Raw genomic sequence first — 23,320 nt, forward strand, 5'->3', positions numbered from 1 at the left:
CATACTTTTACTGGTCTTATAATGAAAGAAGTTAATTATAGCGATAAAAAAGAAAGCAGGTTACAATGAATCAGATAGAACAAGATCAATTTATTATATTAAAAGAATTTCTGACCCCCAAAGATTGTGAAGATATTAAAAAACTGCAGGAAGTTTGTTTTACTTATGACCCTGTGAATTTAAAACTGGAATTAGATTATAAACTGTCTGTACCGAAACACGCTGAGAAGGGTATAAAAAAAATAACGGAATTTTTATATTATGCCAACGGGGTATTGGTTTCTTATCTTGGAATTTGTATGTTTGGTGGAAATGTACCGGAACTAAACGGCATGACTCACCCTGAATGGAGGAGAAGAGGTTTGTTTACAAAACTCTTTTCCCTGGCCCTTTCTGAGTTAAAAAGGGATAATCCTGAAAAGCTCTTATTATTAACGGATGAAAACTCGGAATCGGGCAAAGCATTCATTCAGCATATATCAGGTATTTACGGTTTTTCCGAATACCGTATGAAATATTATGCTCATAATATTTCTGAATTACCCCCTTGCGGGCATCCGGCTATCCAATTAAAAACAGTAGAAAAATCCGATATTAAGGAAATAAGCAGACAGAATGCCATCTACTTTGGCACTACGGAAGAAAGTGAAATTCTTGCTATGGACGAATCCATGTTAACAGATGGTATGTATCTGGTTCGACTTAAGGATTCTTCCATCGGCAAAATTTATGTAGAATACGGAGAGAATTCTGCTTTTATTTATGGCTTTGGAATACTGCCGGAGTTTAGAAGAAACGGATACGGTAAAGCTGCTTTCCGGGCCGTTATGGATATTATTAAAAGTAAGGGTATTGATGATATCCAGCTGGATGTGGAAAGTAAAAACAGAAATGCTTTGAATTTATATAAATCTTTTGGATTTCAAGAAATGTCGGTAATGAATTATTTTGAGTATATGCTCTGAAAACAATACAAGTGGGGCCGGTGTTAGGTTACCACCCCTCTTGCATTATGCAGTCTTGAAGCAAACTATCCGTAAATCCTGGAATTAACCTTTGCTTTCCGTATCTTCTTAATATTCATCTGAAAACCATAAAGGTCATACAAGAAGCAGAGATATCTGCTATTGCTTTAGCCCAGAATACGCTTATCTTTCCCTCTCCCAGGTGGTTATGTATAATTTGCTCCAATTAACTCATTCCTTTACAATCTTTATTTGTTAAATACCGGCAGCCTTTCTTCTTCAATCCGAAAAATATCATGGACTAAAAAGTCGGCAGAAGGGGATACATCAAAGTATTCCTCGAAGGTAAAGCCAGCCTGTTTGAAAATCTTATAAGTCTTTTGGGCTAAGTCTAGATGCCATTCCGGATAAGGAGTCCTGTGGCCTTCCAGCTTCGAACCCGGGTTGGGATTCCAGGCATTGGTAAGACTTAAGATTCCTTTACCGGCAAAATATTCCACCCCCTCTAAAATCTTCTCCTTTGGTTCAATTCCGGAAACAAAACCGGTTCTTACCTTACCTTTCCCGAATACGCCTGCGGCATACTCCAGGGCATCCACCCAATGCTGCCAGCCGCCGCATTCGGATTCTTTTCCGGGGCAGATGGTTTTAAATATGTTTTTATCCCAGATTTCAATCTGTATGGCAATGGTTCGGTAACCGGCTTCCTTATATTTATCAATGACACTTAAATCCTTGGGTGCACCGATGACTGCCGTACCGTTGAAGTCTTCCGCCCCTACATGTTCCTGTATGGCTTCCGCTACATCGATGTAATAATCCACTTCCCGCCTCTCCGGAATAAAACCTCCCGTAATATTTACATGTTTACCATTGTCATACTTGTAAGCTGCCGCCACCGTCTCCCCGATCTGTTTCGGATTTTTCCATTTAATGTTTTCGACTTCCGCATAGGTATTCTTAGTAGCATTGGCATTGCAGAATAAACAGTCCAGACCGGTGTCCTTTAAGGCACATTCATTACTATAGGCAACCCCAACGGTACCGGTAGGATTAAAACCGGCCACATGAGACATTGCAGTTCCGTCGGAGGTCTTTAATCCGTAATAATACGGCCTTTCAAAAAATTTAATGGGGAACTGCTCCTTGCCCCGATCCAGTAAGTAGAACTCACCGTCACGGAATTCCAGGGACACTTCGGACCTGGGGTCCCAGTTAAAATTGTAATTAAGTCCGTTGGGAGATGTGAAACTGCAGGGAAATAAAGTCCCTACATGATCTACATGATCCATCTCAAATAATCCGTGAATCTGTTCCTGGTATTTGGTTCCCAGCTCCAGATTTTTAAAAATGGACGGCTTTACATTGATCCCTTCTACATTCACCTTTGATTTAAGTGCTAATTCCTTATATAAAATATCTTTTAAATTACTCATTTACCTGCCTCCTGTCCTTATTCTCCCAGTTCACTGTATGCTGCATCTGAGAAGCTGCTGTTGACCCATTCTTCAAAATTAAATTCATTTTCAATTAATCCATTATCCAATAAAAACTGTATGGTATTCTTTCCACTTGCAATCTCTTTTTCATCACCTATAATACTGTAATAGTTGTTATGTTTCGGATACAGGTATTCATAAGAAGTTTCCGTATCTCCGGTAGTGGTCCACTGTTTTAACATGACCGTATCATCTGATTTCGCTAATTTCTGAGCTTTCACTAATGCCCTTAATAACGCTTTTATAATATCCGGATTATCGTTAATGTAAGCCGTTCTGGCAATACCGTAACCTCCGCAGTTCCATTCCGGATGTTCCCTGTAATCCACCAGCACTCTTCCGTATCCTTTCTCAATTAAATTGGACAGGGTGCTGCCGCCGACTACCGCAGCATCAACACTGCCGGACACCAGTGCTTCTGCCGAACCCTGTGCATTCAGATTGACGAATTCCACATCATCAATGGACAATCCATTTGCACTCAGTATATCGATAAATACCTTGTGCATGAAAGCACCTTTTTGCGTTGCTATCTTTTTCCCTTTTAAGTACTGTACGGTTTTAAAATCAGAATCTTTAGGCACTACCAGGGAAGCTCCGCTGTTTAACCCGTTAAACACGATTAACTGGGTATCAATTCCTGCTGATTTGCCGATAATGGCAGGAACATCTCCAAGAAAACCGACATCCAGGCTGCCACCTGCTAAGGCTTCATTAATAGCCGGACCTGCGCCTGTCATAGGGACAAAATCTGCTTTCACCCCGATTGCACCAAGTTCTTCATCAATAAAACCCTGATCTCTTGCAAGGCCTAACGTATCCGAATTGATTCCGGTACCGGTTACATCCACAAATCCGATCTTTACCGTATCCGCTTTATGGCCGGTTGGAAGATTGGAGGTTTCATTTGTTGATGCCGTATCAACTGTAGTTTCTTCCGTTGTTTCAACGGACGAATCCGTATCTGCAGCTTTTGTATCTTCCACTTTACTTTCACTGCCTTCTTCCGTTTTTGAATCGACCTGGGCGGTAATATCAGTATTTGTATCAGTAACTTTCTTGCTGCAGCCCGCCATCAGGGACATAACTAATACAAATAATAATGTTAATGCTACAATTTTCCGTTTCTTTCTCATAAAATTCCTCCTATTCTTTGTCTTGATATTCCGTTCGCGATTACCCTGGCTTTGATATAAAGTTCCTGGTACAAATGATCTTTTAAATTACTCATAGATTACCTCCTCTTAACACTGTCTCTCCCCAGACAGTATTCTATATACTGTATTCCAGTTCCTGTTTCTCATCCTCGAAGAAATACTGGTATACTTTATTTGTTAGGTAGGCAAAATCCGCACTACCCCTGATTTTTGATCCGGCAGTATCCACATCTATAATTGATTTTATCTCCCCCGGTCTTGCCGACATGACAACGATTCTCTGTCCCAGATACACCGCCTCATCGATGTCATGAGTAACCAAGATCATGGTTGTCTTTTCCTTCTCCCATATTTTAAGAATTTCTTTCTGCATCTGGATTCTTGTTAAAGCATCCAGGGCTCCGAACGGTTCATCCAGTAATAATATTCTGGGGTTGGTGACCAGTCCTCTGGCTATGGCCGCCCTTTGGGCCATTCCGCCGGATAACTGGTGGGGATATGCATTTTCAAAACCATCCAGTTTTACCAGATTAATGATATCCGTAACGATTCTGTTTTTTTCCTGTTTTGATACATTCGTTAAACCAAAGCTAATATTATCCTGTATGGATAACCAGGGTAACAGCCGGTGTTCCTGAAATACCATCCCCCTGTCAATATCCGGGCCTGATATCTTTGTTCCGTTATTGGTGACACTCCCGATCTCATAATCCACCAGGCCTGCAATAATCTTAAGCAAAGTACTCTTTCCGCAGCCGCTGTGGCCGACTATGGTTATAAATTCACCCTCTCTTATAGTGAGGTTAATATTCTTTAAGATTTCCACTTTCTTTTTATCCACCAAAAAGTGCTTATAAAGCCCCTCGATCTTTAACAAATCCTCTGCCATTTCAAGCCCTCCTCGCTTCAACCCAGGGTGTTACTTTTTTTGCTATATAACTTAAGATACGGTCCATTAAGATACCTATAATGCCGATTAAGAGCATACCAACAATCATAATATCCGGTTTCATTAAATTTCTGGCATCGCTGATACGGTAACCGATTCCTTTACTGGAAGCAATTAATTCTGCGGCGACCACCGCCATCCAGGCGATACCAAGACCAAGCTTCAAGCCGACGAAAATCTGAGGAAGGGCGGAGGGCAGATATACCTTGGTGAATATCTTCCAGCTGCTTAAGCGGTAAAGCTTTGCTACTTCGATATAACCCTGAGGTGTACTTGTGATACCACTTAAGGTATTTACCATAATCGGGAAGAAAGCTCCTAATACAATTACTACAATCTTGGATAAATCCTCAATACCGCACCAGAGTATAATCATGGGAATCCAGGCCATCATAGGAATCTGCCTGATCGTATTTAGGGTTAACATAAATATGCTCCGTATCGTTAAAGACATTCCCATAAGGGTTCCCATGGTAACTCCTAACAGGGCAGCAAAGAAAAATCCCTCTATTACTCTTTTTACACTTACACTGACATCGGCGGTCAATTGCCCGTTTACAGCCTGTTTCACAAACGCAGCACCCACGGCACTGATCTTAGGCAAAATAGCTTTTGGAGTATTCGTATAATTCGTTACGTAATACCAGCCGATGATGATAAGAATTGGTATGATACCACTTAATACCAGCTGTTTTGTATTTTTCATTTTTATACCCATTGCATGCCGCAGACCAGTCTGCGGTTCTGCCATTTTTAAAGGGCCGGAAGATAACGGCAGCAGCAATTTATATCCTTTATCCAATATTTCTTCCACCCGTCCTGTTCTTATGCCTCCCTGCGGCATCCATATCCATTAAGTACTATAGGTATTTCTTAATTTCATCAGCTTTATCAAGCCGTTCCCAGGGAAGATCAAGATCCGTTCTTCCAAAATGCCCGTAAGCTGCAGTCTGTTTATAGATAGGTCTTCTTAAATCCAATGCATTTATAATGGCAGCCGGCCTTAAATCAAATATTTTATCAATGATTTCTACAATCTTATCATCACTTATTTTACCTGTTCCAAAGGTATCTACAGCAACGGATACCGGTTTAGCTACACCGATGGCATAAGCAATTTCTACTTCCAGCCTATCTGCTGCTCCGGCGGCGACTAAATTTTTAGCCACCCATCTGGCTGCATATGCTGCTGAGCGGTCAACCTTCGTGGGATCCTTGCCGGAAAAGGCTCCGCCGCCGTGTCTTCCGGTTCCGCCGTAGGTATCAACAATAATTTTTCTTCCGGTTAGCCCGGCATCGCCCTGTGGACCGCCGATGACAAAACGTCCGGTAGGATTTACGTAATACTTCGTATTTTCATCTAACAGCTCCGCCGGTATGACTTCTTTTATTATGTATTTAATGACATCTTCCTTAATCTGCTCCAAAGTCACTTCTTCACTGTGCTGGGTGGAGATTACTATGGTATGGATCCTTGCTACTTTGCCGGTTTCGTCAAATTCCACGGTAACCTGTGATTTGCCGTCAGGCCTTAGATATTTGAGTCTGCCGTTTTTTCTGACCTCTGCCAGTTTTCTTGCCAGCCTGTGGGCAAAGGATATGGCAGGAGGTAAATACTCCGGTGATTCGTTGGTGGCATATCCGAAAATAATTCCCTGATCCCCCGCACCTGTACCAAAATCTTCTTTTACTCCCTCCTGCTTGGATTCAAAGGCTTTGTCAACACCAAGGGCAATATCCGGGGACTGCTCATCAATGGAGGTGAGAACTGCAATCGAATCCGCATCAAACCCACCGGAGTTTTTGGTATATCCGATATCCCTGATTGTATTTCGTACTATCTTAGAGATATCCACGTAAGCCTCTGTTGTTATTTCTCCCACCACTAAAGCCAAACCGGTTGCAACGGTCGTTTCTGCCGCAACTCTGGAATAAGGATCCTGTTCAATCAACGCATCCAGAATAGCATCCGATATCTGGTCCGCAATTTTATCCGGATGTCCTTCCGTTACTGATTCTGATGTAAATAATCTGCCCATACTAATTCCTCTTTTCTTTTATTTATTTCTTTTAATCAGCTCTTTATTAATAAGTTACTTACTTCTTCTAAAAGGGTTATGGCCCCGCTATATCCAATATCACTTCTGTCTATAATCACCTTACCATAGGCCGGATAGGATATGATATAATTAGGAATATCCAATTTCCCTGCAGTACTGTTCTCCAGACCGCTGCCAAACAGAAGCTCCACATTACTGTTTTCTAAAATCTCGTCAATCTCATTGCTGTCCTTGCTAAAATATACCCGGTTCACATATTTTCCGAGATGTTTTATAGCCTCCTCCCTGTTTTCTTCCTCTGAAAAATCCGTAATAATGGCAATTTCTACTTCCATTCCCAAATATCTGGTCAAAAATGCGGCATACCGGATCACCGTACTTTCATCTCCTACAATGGCTGCCGTTTTTTGAAAACCGTACTCATAATAATATTCTGTGATCTGTTCCAGAGCATGTATAAAATGTTCTTTCTCTTTCTCGTGATAAGTCTTAATTATGAAAGGATCAATTCCTAATTTCTCTCCGAGTTCCAAAAGAAAGTGCCCAACCGCTTCCTCCCCCAGTAACGGTTCTTTCACATACAAATATGGTGTACCAAATTTCTCTTCTGCTTTTTTTGCGGCACTTAACCCCCACTTGGAAACTACCACATTAAGTTCTGCTTTGGGTATATCCTTCCATTGTGCGATATCCTGCCCGGATCCAAACAGAGTGTTGGCTTTGAGTCCAATGTTGTTTAAAATTCTTTCCAGCTCTTTTAAGTTTCCCTGCCAGTAGATATCCTGTTTCGGCAATATTCCAAAGATAGTAACAAGACCTTTTTCAATTTTATTTTCGTCTGTGTTATGTGATATTTGATTCAGGAGGGCATCCAGAATTCCGACATAACCGGTAAACTGGTTCCCTCTAAAACCTGCTGCCTTATAATAAATGGCATTTTCGCCCTGATCAATGATTTCCTGGGTCATGGATACAATATCATCCCCTACCATTTCTGCTTCACAGCCGGATATGGTAACATACAAATTTCCATTGATCACTTTAACCGTATTTTTAATCTGTTCTCTTAATCTGGAGGTACCACCAAAAATAACCTGTTTTTCATATACATTGGAGCAAGGAACGGAATATCCTTTTAAATATCCCGTATTGCCGCCTCCTGCTTTCCCTGCAAGGTAATTTTGGATTCCGCAGCCAGGCGTGGTATGCAGGATCGGTACAACTCCTTTGATTTCTGTTAAAGTCTGGAGGGCCCCCTGAAGATTACATCCATATCTGCTTTTTTCTATGCTGCCAGACATCCTATTTCACCTCCTGCTTGATATACCAGTTTGCACTTTTTTTTAACCAGGATTCCCGGTAAGGAATACTTGAGTTTAGAGCCATATAATCTACGAAACCAGTCCTTTTTTCCACTTTTAGAATCGCCTGAATCAATTGAATGGCCCCTTCATAGCCGTACAGGATTTTATTCGTTACGGTAATTGGTATTATTCCAAGGCTTGCTGCAAGCCCGGCCTGTTCAGTTCCTCCTATGTAAAAATCCGGTTTATTTTTATTTAACAGATTGGCCAGTTCAAAGGGCTGCCCGTCACCTGCTATAATAAGAACATCCTCCGGTAAAACCTTTAACCATTCTTTGTTTAAACTGTCAATATGACTGACGGAGATACCGCTTACCTTACCGCCCAGTTCTTCTACAAATTCCGCAAGCCCCGCGGCCACCGATAATTCCAGATCAATAAATACTTTCTTTCTTGCCAGAGGTTTCTTACTAATATATTTTTTAACTCTTTCTTCTTCAACCATAATCAGGTCATTCACTTTATCCTGTTCTCCGATTACTTTGCCGAGCTCTAAGAGCCATTCACCGGTTCCTCTTAAACCGATGGGAACCGTACTTCTTATTACCGGTATCTGAAACTTCTCATTTAAACCGTTAAGCAGTACATCCGCTTCCTCCTCTGCTATGGCTATGGAAGCTTTGGCCAGTCTGGTACGTTTTATGTCTTTTATGGTGGCAAACTGTGGAATCAGATTATATTTAACTTCCAGCTTTTCTAATAGCCTGGTAATCTCTTTTATAGATTTTTCATTTTCAGTAATACTGATAAGATTAATAAAATCATCCGTATTGTTACTGTTTATTTCATTTCCTTTATTTTTCCCTTCATTTTTCCTTTCATATGTCTTTTCCGTTATACTGTCCTCATCGATATATCTGGCCAGACTATGTAACACGATATCCGTTCCGTTAATTCCTGCTTTTGTTTTAAATCCATCCGTATAGATAGAGATAATCTTCGTATCAAATTCTTCTTCCAGTTCCAGTATGATGGAATTAATATCGTCATTATTAATGGCTACCACGGGGGTTGCTACTACAAATATAACCTCCGGCCTGTATTTGTAATATACCTGTTCTATGGTTGTTCTCAGCTTATCATCGCCGCCCATAATAGTATCTCTTTCGTTTAAATCCGTGGAATACCAGGTGCCATTCGAATTATCTTTATATAAGTATAATTCTGCCGCACTGCATCCAATGGCACCGTGTATGATTACCGGTGTATCTTTAATATGGCTTAATAAAGCAAGTGCATGTATAATTTCATCCTGATTTCCCTGGGAAAAGGTTCTTATCCTCTGCCGTATCTCCGTTACCCTTAAATCTTCCCGGAGTACTTTATTAATTCCCTGATAAGCGGTAATGGTTGATGCTCTTTTTTCTCTGGAAATAACCTTTTTTTCATCCAATAGTCCCATATCTTCCTCCTAGATCATATAATCGTTATCTTCGGGCTTATTGCTCGTGGGGTTATATACCTGCTGCTCCTGCCAATACACCGGTTTCAAGATCATAAATCTTATCTCCCCATTCTTTTGCCCAGTCCCTTAATTCGGTTACGGCAATAGGATTCGGAACCACCAGTTCATCACTCTCTGCTATATGCTTAGCCAGATTTCTATATATGTCCGCGTGAGGGTCTTCCGGATGCGCTTCTATTACGGTCTTACCATACAGTTCACTCTGGGATACCACTAAAGAGCGGGGAACATACCCGACTGCTTTGGTTCCTGTCCGGTCGGCAAAGTCATTGATAATGGCTTTGGAATACCCTGCGGATAATCCGTTCCCGATGATACCTCCCAGTTTTGCACCACCGGAGGGCGCATATTTATTGATTGCTTTAAATAAATTATTAGCGGCATAGATTGCCATAAAATCAGAAGAACTTACCACATAAGCCCTGTCGGTAATTCCATCCCGGATAGGAACCGCAAAACCGCCGCACACAACATCTCCCAGTACGTCATATAACACAAAGTCCGGTTTAAATTCCTCGAAAAGGTTTAATTCCTGAAGCAGGGATACCGCTGCATTAATTCCACGGCCGGCACAACCGACACCGGGAACCGGTCCGCCTGATTCAATACACAGGATTCCTTTATATCCCACAGCGGAAATATCCTCCAGATGTATCTTTTTTCCGTCTCTTAGACTGTCAAGTACTGTTGGTAAGTAATTATTTCCCCTTAATGTATTGGTGGAATCGCTTTTCGGATCACAACCGATCTGAATTACCTTATAACCTGCTTCCGCTAAAGCCGCACTGATATTAGAGGTCGTGGTGGACTTTCCAATACCGCCTTTCCCGTAAATTGCAATGTGTTTGCCTATTTTTTTGCTCATTCCTATTCTCCTTTAAAAAAGAAGATTTTAGAACGCAGAACCTAACTTACTCTTATCTGCTTCTAAAACCTCCAGTTGTCTGGTTAGTTTTATCCTTCTCCTATTTAATAGGCCGAATTTATGATGTTGATTATAGAGTCCACCTTTTTAAATGTCAATTACCAAGCGGGAATCAATAAAGATTTTCCTGGTTACAAATAAATATTATCATGTATTCCTACTAGTATAGTAAGAATACTATTTTGGTGTATTGATCAACCTAACTCACTTATTAGTTGTTTAATAATTCCTCTTGTAAAATATCCGGCGGTTTTTTCCAGAAACCGTTTTATATTATAATGGGCATTTTCATCCGCATTATCTGAAATTACCCTAAAAACCACAAAGCTTACTCCATATTCGTAACATATCTGTGCTACAGCGGCACCTTCCATCTCCACGCACTGAAGATCCTCTATCTGGGAATTTAATGCATTTATCTTATTTCTATCGGATATAAACTGATCCCCGCTTGCAATGGTGCCCACCACTACCTTTGGCACCGTGATATTAAATTCTTTTAATAGCTTAAGGTCGAGTTCCTTCTCCAACTGGTGATTAATGTAGTGTTCGGCGGACTCTTTTGCCTTTTTTAAAAGGGGAGGCTCCGTCTCGAAGTAAATTTTTTTAAGTAATGGTATTTCAAATCTTAAAGCCCCCGGTATCCCGGTTGAGTCCATATCATGCTGGACCAATTTTTTAGCTATGACAACATCACCTATCTTTCTCTCTGAATTTCCGCCTCCTGCGACACCGGTAAATAAAACCAAATCCACTCCATAATGCTGAATTAAGGTAGTAACTGTGGATGCTGCCGCAACTTTACCACATCTTGAATAAACAAGAATAATCTGCCTGCCAAATAAGCTGCCTTTATAATAAGTTCTTTTTCCTATGGTTTCCTCCGACAGAATTTCTATCTCCTCCATCAGAAGTTTGATTTCTTCTTCGATTGCACCAATAATACCTATTTTCATATTTTTTCTTTTCTCCCTCCGGTGTATTAGCTATTTATAATATAAAAAAAGGCTTTAGAACAGAATCATTACTTAAATCCTGTTTCTAAAACCTCAGGTCGTCCAGTCAGTTCCATCATTTCTAATTACATTGCATAAGTATAAATTATCCGGTCTAAAATTTATGAGGCAATTATTGAATTTATATAAAATTGTGTCAACTGATATAAGTGAATACATAAAGATTTTCCTGGTAATAGTTAAATTCTCTCTTTATTTTCCTCCACCCATGTAATAAAGGCATTCTACAATATCCTTATCTTTAATTACATAGGTTCCATAATCCTCACGTGAAATTATTTCTTCATTTACCTGTACTGTTACATATTCCTGCATTTCAACATATCCTTGCCCTAACAGTCCAGCAATAGTGATTTCTCCCTCAAAAGTGGTCTCCTTACCGTTCAAAATAATAGTCATTTCAAGCTCCTTTCTATTCCTTCCAAAATGTTGCATCCCTTATTCCAGATTTTTTCTGTCTGTGATACTGCAGGCAGCTATTTCATAATCAATCAGTTCCTGTATCGTTGGATTCTCACCACAGATTGCACAAGATTTATCGGATGCAAGTTTTATTTTTCGGAATTCCATCTTTTTTGCATCATAAGTTAGTAATTGTCCTGTCAGAAGGTTTCCTACACCGGTTATATATTTGATAACTTCCGTAGCTTGAATAGTACCGATCACTCCTCCCATAACACCTAAAACACCAGCCTGCTGACATGTGGGAACCGCATCCGGAGGCGGTGGATTCTTAAATACGCAACGGTAACAAGGACCTTTCTCCGGCACATAAGTCATGGTCTGTCCCTGAAATCTTATGATTCCTGCATGAGAAAATGGCTTTTTTAACATAACACAGACATCATTGATTAAAAATTTAACAGGAAAATTATCTGTTCCGTCAAGTATAAAATCATAATCCTGATCCTTTATAATATCCTTAATATTATCCGCTGTTGCTCTTTCCTGATATGTAATAACATTAACATCGGGGTTAATGGCATTGATACTTTCTTTTCCTGAGATAACTTTTGCCTTACCTACATCTTTACTGCTGTGGATAACCTGTCGCTGTAAATTGGATAAATCAACGATATCCCCATCAACCAGACCGATGGTTCCGATACCGGCAGCTCCCAGGTAAAGGGCCGCCGGTGCACCCAAACCACCGGTTCCAATAATCAGTACTTTTCCGTTCAACAGCTTTTCCTGGCCTTTTACGCCAATATCTTCAAGGATGATATGCCTTGAATAACGTTCAAGCTGTGCATTTGTAAACTTCATATTTTCCTCCCATTCCTGCGTATTTTATACGCAAAGGTAACTAGACCTTTCTGTTTATGATATTTCTGACCAGAATTGCAAGCTGGTGAAGGTTTTCTTTTAAAAGGTAAGCGCAGCACCCATTTTTCATGGCCAACTTTATGCTTTCCGGTGAAACATCTTCTGAAACTATGATAAAAGGAGTACGGGGTGATATTTTATTTCTTGTAAATAAAGCCTGGATAGCATTAAAATGAGGTGTCGAATTATCCGATAAAATAATATCCCATTGTTGTTTTAGCGCACAAATCATGGATTCCTCACTGCTCACAAACTGACTTTCAACAATGAAACCTCCCCGTTTCAGCTCAAGAACATTCAAATCTGCTATATACTTAAATTCTTCAATAATTAGAACTCTGATATCCTGCATGACAAACCCCTTTCACCCTTATATTTCAAGCAGCTCAATCTGCCATCCCACCCTTTATTACTTCTAAGGTATAGGTGCCGTCCTGATTCTTATTCAGGCTTATAATCTTATGCTTCTCATTTTTTAAACTTCTGGGTACATTCTGTACCGGTTCCCCGTCATTTAATTTAATCTGTAGTATCTGTCCCTTTTCCAATTCTTCCAGCGCTACTTTCGTTTTTACAAAAGTTATGGGGCAGACCACATCGGTAATATCTACAAATCCATCCGGTCGTCTAGTACTCAACTTATTACCTCCTCTATTTTTTCCTTAAGTTTATCGATTCCTATCCGGTCTATGGTAAAGCGAAAACGTTCTCCCTGTCTGCCGTATTCTTTAAAAAAATCAATTGCCGTATCAATTACCTGGAATAAAGTCTCTTTTTCGGTTATCAAAGGTATTAAAGATTCTCCCGTGGTTATGGTATTACCGAACAGACCTCCAAAAGATGTAATATAACCGCTTGCTCCGGTCCAGTTATCCATAGGGCAGGATTTTATACATTTTCCGCAATATACACATTTATCCTTCTCAAACTCCAGCTCTTGCGTTTCTTGATTCACCCGGATACAATCAGCCGGACAGACTGCTTCACAGACACCGCAATAGGTGCAGTTTTCTTCCTCCCATTCCGGTAATATACCGCCTTTAATACCTATGTCATTTTCTTCTGCTTTTAAACAGTTATTTCTGCATCCGGTAATTCCGATTTTAAATTTATGAGGCAGGTCTTTTGCAAAATATTTTGCATCCAGCTCCTTTGCAAGAATACTGGTCTCAATAAGTCCGCTTAAGCAAATACCGTTTCCCTGACACGCCGTGATAGTTCTTACCCTGGGGCCGCAGGCACCTGGCTGTAATCCCACTTCTGCCAATTCAGCTTTCACTGTATTGATATCCTTAAAATCAATAAACGGTATCTCTATTCCCTGCCTGGAAGTCATATGTACATAACCCTGTCCATACTTATCTGCAATTTCACTTATTTTCGCTATTTGTCCGGCTTTTAATTGTCCTCCGACCACCCTAAGGCGCAGCGAAAATTTTTCTTCCTGTTTCTGTCTCATGAAACCGCCTTTTTTCAGTTCCTTATACGCCTGTTCATCCATAACTTACCCTCCTTAATTACAGTACTCTGCCTATTATGCAGCTGATTATGTTTTTCATTATAAAATGTCAAATCTTATCTGACAATGAGACTATCTTTAGGTTTTGGCCAGAGAATCTTTAGCATTTGCAAACGGAAATTGACTTTACGAAATAACATATTTAATATTGACAGAAAGAAGAACTCATTATATAGTTAAACTATATTATTCCTATAAGATTACAGGGTATAAATATAAGAACTTTAATGGATTGTTCTCTGGCGTCAGTATTCTATTTAAGACGATAAAATAATAATTATTGATACGAGGGAATTTATATGATTATTTTTAGCGAAAAACAGATTAAAGCTCTATTTACATACTGCATTGAGGGATTACCCAATGAATGCTGTGGTTTACTTGCAGGGATTATTGAAGACGGGATTAAAACTGTCACCCACATTTTTTATTTAAAAAATACGGACCAAAGCCCGGAACACTTTTCTATGGACATCAAAGAACAGTTTCAGGTAATATCCCAGATTCGTAAAAATAATTTACAGTTAGTCGGAAATTTTCACAGCCATCCGTCAACACCATCCAGACCTTCTGCAGAAGACATCCGCCTGGCCTTTGACCCAAATTTGAGTTATGTTATCATTTCTTTACAGGAGAGGGAAAACCCGGTTATTAACAGTTTTAACATCAAAGACAGTAAAGCTGGTAAAGATCAATTACAAGTTATGGAGTGAGAAAGATAGAAACTTTTGAAAATAATAAAAAAGCAGAAAATGAAATATATATATCCGCAAATCATAACAGTGATCTGAGAATCTTTAACTCCAGTATCTCCCACGAGATCAAAGCTCCGATCCGGGCAATCGATGGTTATGCCAGAATATTTCTGGAAGACTATGGGACCGATACGGATAAAAACGGTGTAGAACTTATTGAAAATATCAGGAGTATCTGTAATGATACCCTGCTGTTAATTAATAAACTTCTTGATTACACGAAATACGCCGAAATGGATCCGATCAAAGAACCTGTGGATTTAAAAAACATAATCCAATCCGTATTTCAAAAGCTTGTGGGCAGCTATTCTCCGTCCAATACCGCGCTGCTTCAATTTGAAAGTAATCTACCGATCATATTGAGTGACCGTTTTTTGATGGAACAGGTAATTACCAATATACTATCCAACTCTCTTAAATTTACCAGAGGGAAAGAGGAAGCAGTCATTACCGTTGGGTTCCGGTACGAAGATTCCCTTCCAATTTTTTTATAAAAGATAATGGTGTTGGTTTTGATATGAAGTTTTCAGAAAATCTCTTTGGTATGTTTCAGAGAATGCATTCTGTCGACGATTACGAGGGAAGCGGTTTAGGCCTTGCCCTTGTAAAAAAAATGATAGAGAGCCTTGGCGGAAAAGTATGGATTACCGGTGAAGTCGGAAAAGGTGCATGTACTTACTTCACCCTAAACCAAGAAGATATATTAAAATGAGAGACCTTACTAAGTTTATTACATAAAATATAATTTCAACTGCGTATTAACGGATATAGAATCAATGATTCGGTATTCAGAAAAGAGGTCAGCATGTATAAAACTCTCATAGTAGATGATAGAGAAATCTTTTTACTGGAATTAAAGCGAATGCATGTATGGGGAGAATCCTCCGGTTTTGAGATTTTCGGAAAAGCAAACAACGGACGTCTTGCCCTGGATTTATTACGTGAATCGACTTATGACCTGGTAATAACCGATATTCGTATGCCAATTATAGACGGCTTGCAGCTTCTTTTTGAAATAAAAAAGGAGCATCTGTGCCCCTGTGTTATCTTACTTAGCGAATACAGCGAATTTCAATATGCCCGACAGGGAATCATCTACGGTGCTTTTGATTATCTTGTGAAACCAGCCCGTGAAAAAGAACTGATTCCCCTGTTAAAAAGGGTCAGAAAACATCTGGATTCCATTCCTGTCAACAAAGCTGCCCTGTTGTCCTCCTCCGAACCAGAAGAAGATATCTGGTCCTATCCTGTTTCTGAAGAGAAATCAATACTCAACTATTTTAAAGAAAAAGATTTATCATTAATTCCTTTATTCCAGAATACCCTGGACCATATTTATGAGGCAATGAAAGACAATTTGATAAAAGCTGACTTAATGATAAAAAAATTATACCATAACATAATCTCTTCGGTATATACCGAATACCCATGGCTGTCAAATTATATCCACATCCATTATTTTGAAGAAATAGACTATATACACGAGGGCAATTCAGACTCATTTAAATCCTTTTATATCAGAAAAATAACCTATCTGATCCAATTTATTAATAAACTGGATCCTGCTATTCATGATAATAATCTCAAAGAAATCATTGCCTATATCCTGGAGCATCCGGAATCAGATATAAAACTAAAAGTGATGGCCGCCAAATTTTTTACCAATAACACCTATTTAAGTAATACCTTTTTTACCAAGACCGACATTCATTTTAATGATTATATTACTATGATTAAAATGTCCAGGGCGGAATATTTGTTTAAATATACGGATAAGAAAATATATGAAATCAGTTACCAGCTTGGATATAAGGATATTAACTATTTTTCAAAACAGTTTAAAAAGATTTATGGTTTAAACCCCAAAGAATACCGGAATACAGATATCAGTGATTATCAGATTTAAACCGGATTATTCACGCAGACATCCTAACTTATCATGATCCAATACCCTGGAAGCAATCGGCAATAAGCATCCACCGGCCATATTACCAATGGCAATTACGATTATGTAAATAAAAGCTTTTCCGCTCCAGGCATTTGCCAGGGAAAAGTAAAACATGTCCGCAATACTGTGCTCATAACCCGATAATATAAATACCATAATCGGCAGTATTAATGCTAAGTGTTTTCCCACGCTGTCTTTAATGGTCTGAAAACCGATTACTGCGATACACATCATCAATCCGCAGGATACAGCCATGATAAAAGTACTGAAGATTGTATCCGATAATTTTAACTGAACCAGTTCAGAAGTGTGTTCCACCAGCTTTACCTGTTTTGTGCCACGGTATAAATAACCCATTCCCACGGTTCCAACTGCATTTCCCAATAAAACAATTAATATGGTTAACAGGAATTTCGGCTTTTCATTGGGGATATAACATACTTTACCCGTATATAAATTCAACCCGAAGGTATAAATGGTAAATAACCCTATGGAGAACAGGAACGATCCTGCTATATGATTTTCCAAGGTCAGATAAATCGTTCCCCCAATACTGATTGCTATACCTGCCATAATTGCTTTTATAAATGTTTTCATATACTTATTCTTCCTTTGAATTTTTGTCTATAAATTATTGTCTTTTAATTTCGATCTTTTAATTTCTGTCTTATATTTTATCTTTAGATTTCTGTATAAGATCCGCTAATCAAACCACGACACATTATATCATAGCATCTTTAAAAAATATATATGAAATATTTACATGATAATATTAATCAATAATCATTTCCAATATTTTATCAAATATTTCCTTTTTCAAAATGGTATTATGGCCGGATACACAAAATTCAAAATCCAGATTTTTATATTTCTTTAAAGTTTCCATATATACAGATTTTTCACACTCTAAGCCAGGAATCAACTCTTCCATTGTATCACCGATATTGTCACCTGCATTTATTACGTTATCAACTTCGTCCAACACACTTATGGAATCTTTGGTATGCCCCGGTGTATATAAAATCCGGATTCCATCTTCAGGAAAATACAATTCATTCTCAAATGTAAGGTTGGGAAGATACTTGTTGGTTTCACCATGAAGATACTGAAACCTCTTTTGTAACATATCCTCCCAATTTTGATCCATACGCTCTCTGCACAAATAATGGGATATTATAATAGAGTCACCCATCATATGGTTACCCCATATATGATCCCAATGAAAATGAGTATTAATCACTATTGTTGGTTTCTTATCCTCTTTTATGTAGTTTATTACCGGTAAGATGCTAAGAGAGCCTAACCCGGTATCAATGATGTAATTATACTTATCTCCTAAAATCAGGTGAAGATTAAGATCCCAACCGTCCGGAATGTTATAAGTAAATATGATATTTCTGCTTTTTATTTTATTAATCTTCATAATGTTTTCTCTTTCATTAGAAATGATAAAAGAGATCTGGCTTGCCAGACTCTAGCGCTGACGCTGTTACTTTAGTGACAATATACATCTGGCGCGTCATGTGCATCCTGCCTTGCTGACTATTTATCTTATAGGATTCCATTACCTATAAGCTAAAAGCCGGAATCTTCGAAAGTAAAATCAATTTCCAAAGGTCCCGGCTTTTTATATTAAGCTTAATTTAAGCTGAATTTATCATGAACCGCTCTCATTGCTTTTTCAACATAAATTTCATCGATTAATACTGTAACTCTGATTTCGGAAGTTGAAATCATTTTAATGTTTACACCAACATCATATAATGCTTCAAACATTTTGGCAGCTACACCGGCGTTGGACATCATACCGGCACCAACGATGGACACTTTCGCTACGGATTTCTCCACATCAATCTTCTGGCATTTTAAACTTCCCTGTCTGTGACGCTCTAATATTCGGGCAGCTTCCTCTAAACTGTCTTCCGATACGGTAAAGCTGATGTCCTTAGTACCGTCACGTCCAACGGATTGAAGAATAATATCTACATTAATATTATATTTTGCCAGGTGATTAAATAATTTAAAAGCTACTCCAGGTTGATCCTCTAATCCAATCACTGCAATACGGGCAGTATTTTTATCTGCAGCTACGCCGCTAATAAGCATTTTCTCCATTTTAACTTCCTCCTTAACTACGGTTCCTTCTGATAAATTTAAACTTGAACGTACGACTAACTGTACTCCATATTTTTTTGCCATTTCTACTGATCTGTTGTGTAATACTCCTGCACCTAAAGAAGCAAGCTCTAACATTTCATCATAGGTTATTTCATCTAATTTCTTAGCATTCGGTACAAGTCTCGGATCAGCTGTAAATACTCCGTCGACATCGGTATAAATTTCACATGCATCGGCATTTAGAGCTGCAGCAAGTGCTACTGCTGTTGTATCAGAGCCGCCGCGGCCAAGAGTGGTATAATCATCAAATTTATTAATACCTTGGAATCCGGTAATAATAACTACCTTTTTATTTGCAAGTTCATTTCTGATTCGTTCGGAATCAATTCTCTTAAGCCTTGCGTTGCCATATACGGATGTAGTATGCATTGCAACCTGAAATGCATTTAATGATACAGCCGGTACTCCTAAGGAATCCAAAGCCATTGCCATTAAAGATACGGAAATCTGTTCTCCCGTTGTTAACAGCATATCAATTTCTCTTTTTGATGCATAAGGGTTAATCTCCTTCGCCTGGGCTAACAGGACATCTGTTTGTTTTCCCATAGCAGATAATACAACCACCACCTCGTTGCCCTTTTTATAATCTTCAATAATTCTACCCGCAACATTAAAAATTCTTTCCTTATCGGCTACTGATGTTCCACCGAATTTTTTAACAATAAGCATACGCTGCCTCCTATATTAATTTTCGCTTGCATCTGTAGGTTAATCCAACAGATAATTTTGCTTATATTTGTTCTTTTGAACCGTAGAGACTGAATAGCCACAATTAACTTTTGTAAGAATTATACTTCAAACAATTTATTAATTATTTCATAACCACGATTAACAATATTACCACTTTCCCTTGCTTCTGCTTCATTGTAGTTCCAGGAATTATTAAGCTCCTTAGTACTATCATAGAACATATAGGGTACAGGATCACTTGTATGGGTACGACAGTGAATGGGGGTCGGATGATCCGGCATGATTATCATTCGGTAAGGAACTTTACTTAAATCCATCTGTTCTTTTACTACTCTAATAACCTTATCATCCAAATACTCTACTGCTTTTATTTTATTCGGGATACTGCCCTGATGACCCATCTCATCAGGTGCTTCTATATGAATATATACAAAATCACAATTTTTTTCAAGTAATTCTTTTACTCCTGCCATGGCTTTTCCAACATAATTGGTATGAAGCGTTCCATCTGCGCCTTCCACTTCCACAACTTTCATATCAGCTCCTGCTGCAATCCCTTTTAATAAGTCAACCGCTGATATCATAGAACCTTTCTTATGGAACTTTTCTTCAAAGGAGGTTAAGGCCGGTCTGGTTCCTGCTCCCCAAAACCAAATGGAATTAGCTTTATTTAAGCCTTTTTCAGCTCTTTCTATATTAAGCGGGTGATTATTTAAGATATCATAACTTTTTTTCATCATATCTTTTAGATATTCATCCTGTGGCAAATATGTTCCTATTACCTTACCTAAGATATCATGGGGGGTACCAATTCCACTGCTTCCCCCTTATCCCATATGGTAAGATGCCTGTAGCTCGTCCCAACATAATACTTATATGTGTCATTTTCTAATTCCTTCCTGACCGCTTCCAACAGAATCGCCGCATCTTCTGTTGATATTTCGCTGGAACTGTGATCAATGATGGTTTTTTCTTCATAGGGAAGGTTATCGTCCGATACGGTAACGATATTACACCTTAATGCAATATCCGTCGGTTTCATATCAACACCGATACTTAATGCTTCCAGTGGTGAGCGGCCGGTATAATACTGTCTGGGGTTATATCCAAGCACGGATAAATTAGCGGTATCACTGCCCGGTTTCATTCCCTCGGGTATTGTATAACATAATCCGATTTCTGACTTTTTCGCTAATTGATCCATGGTTGGTGTAACCGCATATTCTAATGGAGTTTTTCCTCCTAATTCTTCAATTGGTTCATCCGCCATTCCATCGCCCAGTATAATAATGTACTTCATTTTTTACTCCTAACTGCGTGCCTGGCACGCTTCAAATCAGAGGTGAAAATTTATTTTCACTTTGCACCTATTGCAGACCTGTCTGCGGTACTGCCATCATAGATAGTTGAAAGAATCGTATCTGGCATTCCTTTCACTAATTATATTTTCTTTCAACTTTAGCTCACTAACTGCGTGCCTGGCACGCTTCAAATCAGAGGTGAAAATTTATTTTCACTTTGCACCCATTGCAGACCGCCGTCTGCGGTACCCTCCGGCTGTTAAAACATGACACGGATGATACTTATTATCTTATCAATGTTTATTGCTTTTTCCCGGTAGATTTCTTCACTCATCTGCAACGTAATAAATGCATATTCGTTATCTACACCGGGCGCTTTCACTTCTTCCACATGACCAAAGATATAAGCAACCTTTTCTTTCATTTCATCACTGTTATCTGCTATTCTAACAAAAAATCTATGTTTTGCATTTTTTATGTCCGATAATTTTAATTTCTTACTGCTCCATAGAGTCATGATATTGGTACCAATATGTTTTGCAGCATCCACCACATCTGCCACCACCGCACTGGCTGTTGGTAATTTACCAGCACCACTGCCATAAAACATAACATCACCGATTACATTACCTCTTACAAATATCCCGTTAAATACATCATTTACACTGAATAAAGGGTGCGTCGGTTTGATTAACATCGGGGCTACCATGGCATATACATGGTCCTGTTCTTTTCTGCTGGTACCAAGTAACTTTATGCTGGCTCCCATTGCTTTTGCATACTTAATATCAGCATCTGTTATTTTGGTGATACCCTCGGTATAAATATCTTCAAAATCCACCTGCATTCCAAATGCCAGGGAAGATAATATTGCTATTTTTCTGCAGGTATCAAAGCCTTCTATATCTGCTTGGGGATTACGCTCTGCATAACCTTTCATTTGCGCTTCTTTTAATACAGAATCAAAATCTGAACCTTCATTACTCATTTTGGTTAATATATAATTAGTTGTTCCATTTAAAATACCGGTGATTTCTTCAATCTCATCTGCAGTTAAGGATTGGTTTAAAGGACGGATAATAGGAATACCGCCGCCGACACTTGCCTCAAATAAGAAGTTTACCTTTTTTGTTTTAGAAAGCTCTAACAGTTCGGCGCCATGTTTTGCAACTAATTCTTTATTGGAGGTACATACGCTCTTACCTTTTAAGATTGACTCTTTTACAAAGGTATAAGCAGGTTCAACACCACCCATAACTTCTACGATTATTTTAACTTCCGGATCATTTACAACTATGTTATAATCATGGACTATTTTCTCTTGAATGGGGTCTCCAGGGAAATCCCTTAAATCCAAAATATATTTCACATTAATCTCTTGTCCGCAGCGTTTATTTATACTGTCCCCATTTACGTTAAGTACTTCCACAACACCGGATCCTACTGTGCCATAACCTAATACTGCTATATTAACCATAAAATCTCCTTTCTGCATACCTCAATCAGTAAATTGCGAAAACTAAATAATCTTTTGAATATACCGTACAATTACTTTTTTCCGGCTTTATTGGCCTTTCGGGCCGGATTTGGCGCTGAAACTGTATTAATTATACGGTATCCAGATAGAATGGCTTAGTTTCGCAATTGTATCTATCTAATTAATTCATTCCTTTTAACCTATGACATTCCACTCTATACAATATGACTGCAAATTCTTTCAAATGTCGTAAACCGATTACTCTCTCGCTAATATTTTTAAATAATGAATACCATCCAAAGCTTCTATTTCATCAAAAATAACCGCAGTATCACTAATATGCCCCGGAATCTCAATGCTAAGTGTTAAAGAAGCAATACCATTAACCGGAATACTCTGATGAATGGTTAAAATATTAGCCTCATTTTTAGCCACACAATTTAGTACGCAGGATAATAATCCCGGTTTATCATCAACCTGAAGCATAAAAGTTATGGTCTTACCTCTTGCATTCTCATGAAATGGGAAAATGTCATCTTTATACTTATAGAAAGAACTTCTGCTGATTCCAACTATATCAGCAGCGTCCTGTACCGTAAAAACTTTTTCTGAGTCCAGAAGCCTTTTTGCCTCAACAACTTTAAGCAGGACTTCCGGAACTGCCTTTTTCTTAACTATGAAATATTTACTTTCATCCATACTTTGGCTCTCCTGAGTGCTTATTTT

The 23,320-nt window shown here is 38.7% G+C and carries 24 protein-coding genes and 1 pseudogene; 5 read left to right on the top strand and 20 right to left on the bottom strand.

Annotated elements, in window-relative coordinates:
- The first annotated feature begins 65 nt into the window (after positions 1 to 65).
- Positions 66 to 965, top strand: a complete 900-nt coding sequence (locus Ana3638_RS03630; protein ID WP_161836821.1) for a GNAT family N-acetyltransferase — start codon at positions 66 to 68, stop codon at positions 963 to 965.
- Positions 966 to 1,213: 248 nt separating this feature from the next.
- On the opposite strand, the gene Ana3638_RS03635 is transcribed toward Ana3638_RS03630, so the two are convergent.
- From Ana3638_RS03635 to Ana3638_RS03700, 14 genes are all read right to left on the bottom strand, one after another.
- On the bottom strand, positions 1,214 to 2,401 hold the full coding sequence (locus Ana3638_RS03635) for a radical SAM protein (protein ID WP_161836822.1): 1,188 nt from the start codon (positions 2,399 to 2,401) through the stop codon (positions 1,214 to 1,216).
- A 17-nt stretch (positions 2,402 to 2,418) separates the two neighbouring features.
- The gene (locus tag Ana3638_RS03640) at positions 2,419 to 3,600 is read right to left on the bottom strand and encodes an aliphatic sulfonate ABC transporter substrate-binding protein (protein WP_246240756.1); all 1,182 of its coding nucleotides are present in this window, start codon (positions 3,598 to 3,600) and stop codon (positions 2,419 to 2,421) included.
- A 136-nt stretch (positions 3,601 to 3,736) separates the two neighbouring features.
- On the bottom strand, positions 3,737 to 4,510 hold the full coding sequence (locus tag Ana3638_RS03645; protein ID WP_161836823.1) for an ABC transporter ATP-binding protein: 774 nt from the start codon (positions 4,508 to 4,510) through the stop codon (positions 3,737 to 3,739).
- A 1-nt stretch (position 4,511) separates the two neighbouring features.
- Complete coding sequence (locus Ana3638_RS03650) at positions 4,512 to 5,372, bottom strand: ABC transporter permease (protein WP_246240759.1); 861 nt, start codon at positions 5,370 to 5,372, stop codon at positions 4,512 to 4,514.
- A 58-nt stretch (positions 5,373 to 5,430) separates the two neighbouring features.
- Positions 5,431 to 6,609 carry a methionine adenosyltransferase gene (metK, locus tag Ana3638_RS03655; RefSeq protein ID WP_161836824.1) on the bottom strand — a complete coding sequence of 393 codons (1,179 nt, stop codon included), beginning with the start codon at positions 6,607 to 6,609 and terminating at the stop codon, positions 5,431 to 5,433.
- 35 nt (positions 6,610 to 6,644) lie between these two features.
- A complete protein-coding gene (locus Ana3638_RS03660; RefSeq protein WP_161836825.1) occupies positions 6,645 to 7,931 on the bottom strand; it encodes a nitrogenase component 1 in 1,287 nt (428 codons plus the stop codon).
- Position 7,932: 1 nt separating this feature from the next.
- Positions 7,933 to 9,396, bottom strand: coding sequence for a nitrogenase component 1 (locus Ana3638_RS03665; RefSeq protein ID WP_161836826.1), 1,464 nt, complete (start codon positions 9,394 to 9,396; stop codon positions 7,933 to 7,935).
- Between the two features lie 52 nt (positions 9,397 to 9,448).
- Positions 9,449 to 10,324 (bottom strand): nucleotide-binding protein, encoded by an 876-nt coding sequence (locus Ana3638_RS03670; RefSeq protein WP_161836827.1) that lies wholly within the window; start codon positions 10,322 to 10,324, stop codon positions 9,449 to 9,451.
- A 254-nt stretch (positions 10,325 to 10,578) separates the two neighbouring features.
- On the bottom strand, positions 10,579 to 11,340 hold the full coding sequence (locus Ana3638_RS03675) for a 5'-methylthioadenosine/adenosylhomocysteine nucleosidase (RefSeq protein ID WP_161836828.1): 762 nt from the start codon (positions 11,338 to 11,340) through the stop codon (positions 10,579 to 10,581).
- Positions 11,341 to 11,592: 252 nt separating this feature from the next.
- Entirely contained in the window at positions 11,593 to 11,799 is a 207-nt protein-coding gene (thiS, locus tag Ana3638_RS03680; protein ID WP_161836829.1) for a sulfur carrier protein ThiS, read from the bottom strand.
- A gap of 39 nt (positions 11,800 to 11,838) precedes the next feature.
- On the bottom strand, positions 11,839 to 12,666 hold the full coding sequence (locus Ana3638_RS03685; protein WP_161836830.1) for a HesA/MoeB/ThiF family protein: 828 nt from the start codon (positions 12,664 to 12,666) through the stop codon (positions 11,839 to 11,841).
- Positions 12,667 to 12,706: 40 nt separating this feature from the next.
- Positions 12,707 to 13,078 (bottom strand): DNA-binding transcriptional response regulator, encoded by a 372-nt coding sequence (locus Ana3638_RS03690; protein WP_161836831.1) that lies wholly within the window; start codon positions 13,076 to 13,078, stop codon positions 12,707 to 12,709.
- Between the two features lie 34 nt (positions 13,079 to 13,112).
- Positions 13,113 to 13,364, bottom strand: a complete 252-nt coding sequence (locus Ana3638_RS03695) for a sulfurtransferase TusA family protein (RefSeq protein WP_161836832.1) — start codon at positions 13,362 to 13,364, stop codon at positions 13,113 to 13,115.
- Entirely contained in the window at positions 13,361 to 14,227 is an 867-nt protein-coding gene (locus Ana3638_RS03700; RefSeq protein WP_161836833.1) for a 4Fe-4S binding protein, read from the bottom strand. The genes Ana3638_RS03695 and Ana3638_RS03700 overlap by 4 nt, the downstream gene beginning before the upstream one ends.
- Positions 14,228 to 14,544: 317 nt before the next feature.
- Here Ana3638_RS03700 and Ana3638_RS03705 point away from each other — a divergent pair, with 317 nt between their 5' ends.
- The 4 genes from Ana3638_RS03705 to Ana3638_RS03715 all read left to right on the top strand — a co-directional run bounded on the left by Ana3638_RS03705 (position 14,545) and on the right by Ana3638_RS03715 (position 16,906).
- Positions 14,545 to 14,958 (top strand): M67 family metallopeptidase, encoded by a 414-nt coding sequence (locus Ana3638_RS03705; protein WP_161836834.1) that lies wholly within the window; start codon positions 14,545 to 14,547, stop codon positions 14,956 to 14,958.
- Positions 14,955 to 15,494 (top strand): sensor histidine kinase, encoded by a 540-nt coding sequence (locus Ana3638_RS03710; RefSeq protein WP_246240761.1) that lies wholly within the window; start codon positions 14,955 to 14,957, stop codon positions 15,492 to 15,494. The genes Ana3638_RS03705 and Ana3638_RS03710 overlap by 4 nt, the downstream gene beginning before the upstream one ends.
- Before the next feature lie 23 nt (positions 15,495 to 15,517).
- Positions 15,518 to 15,712, top strand: coding sequence for an ATP-binding protein (locus Ana3638_RS24885; protein ID WP_246240764.1), 195 nt, complete (start codon positions 15,518 to 15,520; stop codon positions 15,710 to 15,712).
- Positions 15,713 to 15,805: 93 nt separating this feature from the next.
- The gene (locus tag Ana3638_RS03715) at positions 15,806 to 16,906 is read left to right on the top strand and encodes a response regulator transcription factor (RefSeq protein ID WP_161836835.1); all 1,101 of its coding nucleotides are present in this window, start codon (positions 15,806 to 15,808) and stop codon (positions 16,904 to 16,906) included.
- A gap of 6 nt (positions 16,907 to 16,912) precedes the next feature.
- Here Ana3638_RS03715 and Ana3638_RS03720 read toward each other — a convergent pair whose 3' ends face one another.
- The 6 genes and pseudogenes from Ana3638_RS03720 to Ana3638_RS03745 all read right to left on the bottom strand — a co-directional run bounded on the left by Ana3638_RS03720 (position 16,913) and on the right by Ana3638_RS03745 (position 23,293).
- Entirely contained in the window at positions 16,913 to 17,545 is a 633-nt protein-coding gene (locus tag Ana3638_RS03720; RefSeq protein WP_161836836.1) for a formate/nitrite transporter family protein, read from the bottom strand.
- A 175-nt stretch (positions 17,546 to 17,720) separates the two neighbouring features.
- Positions 17,721 to 18,371: an MBL fold metallo-hydrolase gene (locus tag Ana3638_RS03725; protein ID WP_161836837.1), complete on the bottom strand. Its 651-nt coding sequence runs from the start codon at positions 18,369 to 18,371 to the stop codon at positions 17,721 to 17,723.
- A gap of 215 nt (positions 18,372 to 18,586) precedes the next feature.
- Entirely contained in the window at positions 18,587 to 19,795 is a 1,209-nt protein-coding gene (locus tag Ana3638_RS03730) for an aspartate kinase (protein WP_161836838.1), read from the bottom strand.
- Positions 19,796 to 19,914: 119 nt separating this feature from the next.
- A pseudogene (locus Ana3638_RS26710) lies at positions 19,915 to 21,116 on the bottom strand (cofactor-independent phosphoglycerate mutase).
- A gap of 260 nt (positions 21,117 to 21,376) precedes the next feature.
- Positions 21,377 to 22,594, bottom strand: coding sequence for a homoserine dehydrogenase (locus tag Ana3638_RS03740; protein ID WP_161836839.1), 1,218 nt, complete (start codon positions 22,592 to 22,594; stop codon positions 21,377 to 21,379).
- Between the two features lie 258 nt (positions 22,595 to 22,852).
- Positions 22,853 to 23,293 (bottom strand): ACT domain-containing protein, encoded by a 441-nt coding sequence (locus tag Ana3638_RS03745; protein ID WP_161836840.1) that lies wholly within the window; start codon positions 23,291 to 23,293, stop codon positions 22,853 to 22,855.
- Positions 23,294 to 23,320: the final 27 nt, after the last annotated feature.

This window comes from Anaerocolumna sedimenticola (assembly GCF_009931695.1).
Taxonomy (GTDB): domain Bacteria; phylum Bacillota; class Clostridia; order Lachnospirales; family Lachnospiraceae; genus Anaerocolumna; species Anaerocolumna sedimenticola.

Bases quoted from the DNA above. Each gene is read 5' to 3' on its own strand.
- Ana3638_RS03715 (WP_161836835.1), top strand. From the start codon at position 15,806: ATGTATAAAACTCTCATAGTAGATGATAGAGAAATCTTTTTACTGGAA.
- Ana3638_RS03630 (WP_161836821.1), top strand. From the start codon at position 66: ATGAATCAGATAGAACAAGATCAATTTATTATATTAAAAGAATTTCTG.
- Ana3638_RS03705 (WP_161836834.1), top strand. From the start codon at position 14,545: ATGATTATTTTTAGCGAAAAACAGATTAAAGCTCTATTTACATACTGC.
- Ana3638_RS03745 (WP_161836840.1), bottom strand. From the start codon at position 23,293: ATGGATGAAAGTAAATATTTCATAGTTAAGAAAAAGGCAGTTCCGGAA.
- Ana3638_RS03685 (WP_161836830.1), bottom strand. From the start codon at position 12,666: ATGAAGTTTACAAATGCACAGCTTGAACGTTATTCAAGGCATATCATC.
- Ana3638_RS03725 (WP_161836837.1), bottom strand. From the start codon at position 18,371: ATGAAGATTAATAAAATAAAAAGCAGAAATATCATATTTACTTATAAC.
- Ana3638_RS03675 (WP_161836828.1), bottom strand. From the start codon at position 11,340: ATGAAAATAGGTATTATTGGTGCAATCGAAGAAGAAATCAAACTTCTG.
- thiS (WP_161836829.1), bottom strand. From the start codon at position 11,799: ATGACTATTATTTTGAACGGTAAGGAGACCACTTTTGAGGGAGAAATC.
- Ana3638_RS03740 (WP_161836839.1), bottom strand. From the start codon at position 22,594: ATGGTTAATATAGCAGTATTAGGTTATGGCACAGTAGGATCCGGTGTT.
- Ana3638_RS03665 (WP_161836826.1), bottom strand. From the start codon at position 9,396: ATGGGACTATTGGATGAAAAAAAGGTTATTTCCAGAGAAAAAAGAGCA.
- Ana3638_RS24885 (WP_246240764.1), top strand. From the start codon at position 15,518: ATGAAGTTTTCAGAAAATCTCTTTGGTATGTTTCAGAGAATGCATTCT.
- Ana3638_RS03660 (WP_161836825.1), bottom strand. From the start codon at position 7,931: ATGTCTGGCAGCATAGAAAAAAGCAGATATGGATGTAATCTTCAGGGG.
- Ana3638_RS03635 (WP_161836822.1), bottom strand. From the start codon at position 2,401: ATGAGTAATTTAAAAGATATTTTATATAAGGAATTAGCACTTAAATCA.
- Ana3638_RS03640 (WP_246240756.1), bottom strand. From the start codon at position 3,600: ATGAGAAAGAAACGGAAAATTGTAGCATTAACATTATTATTTGTATTA.
- Ana3638_RS03720 (WP_161836836.1), bottom strand. From the start codon at position 17,545: ATGAAAACATTTATAAAAGCAATTATGGCAGGTATAGCAATCAGTATT.
- Ana3638_RS03690 (WP_161836831.1), bottom strand. From the start codon at position 13,078: ATGCAGGATATCAGAGTTCTAATTATTGAAGAATTTAAGTATATAGCA.
- Ana3638_RS03730 (WP_161836838.1), bottom strand. From the start codon at position 19,795: ATGCTTATTGTTAAAAAATTCGGTGGAACATCAGTAGCCGATAAGGAA.
- Ana3638_RS03670 (WP_161836827.1), bottom strand. From the start codon at position 10,324: ATGAGCAAAAAAATAGGCAAACACATTGCAATTTACGGGAAAGGCGGT.
- metK (WP_161836824.1), bottom strand. From the start codon at position 6,609: ATGGGCAGATTATTTACATCAGAATCAGTAACGGAAGGACATCCGGAT.
- Ana3638_RS03700 (WP_161836833.1), bottom strand. From the start codon at position 14,227: ATGGATGAACAGGCGTATAAGGAACTGAAAAAAGGCGGTTTCATGAGA.
- Ana3638_RS03645 (WP_161836823.1), bottom strand. From the start codon at position 4,510: ATGGCAGAGGATTTGTTAAAGATCGAGGGGCTTTATAAGCACTTTTTG.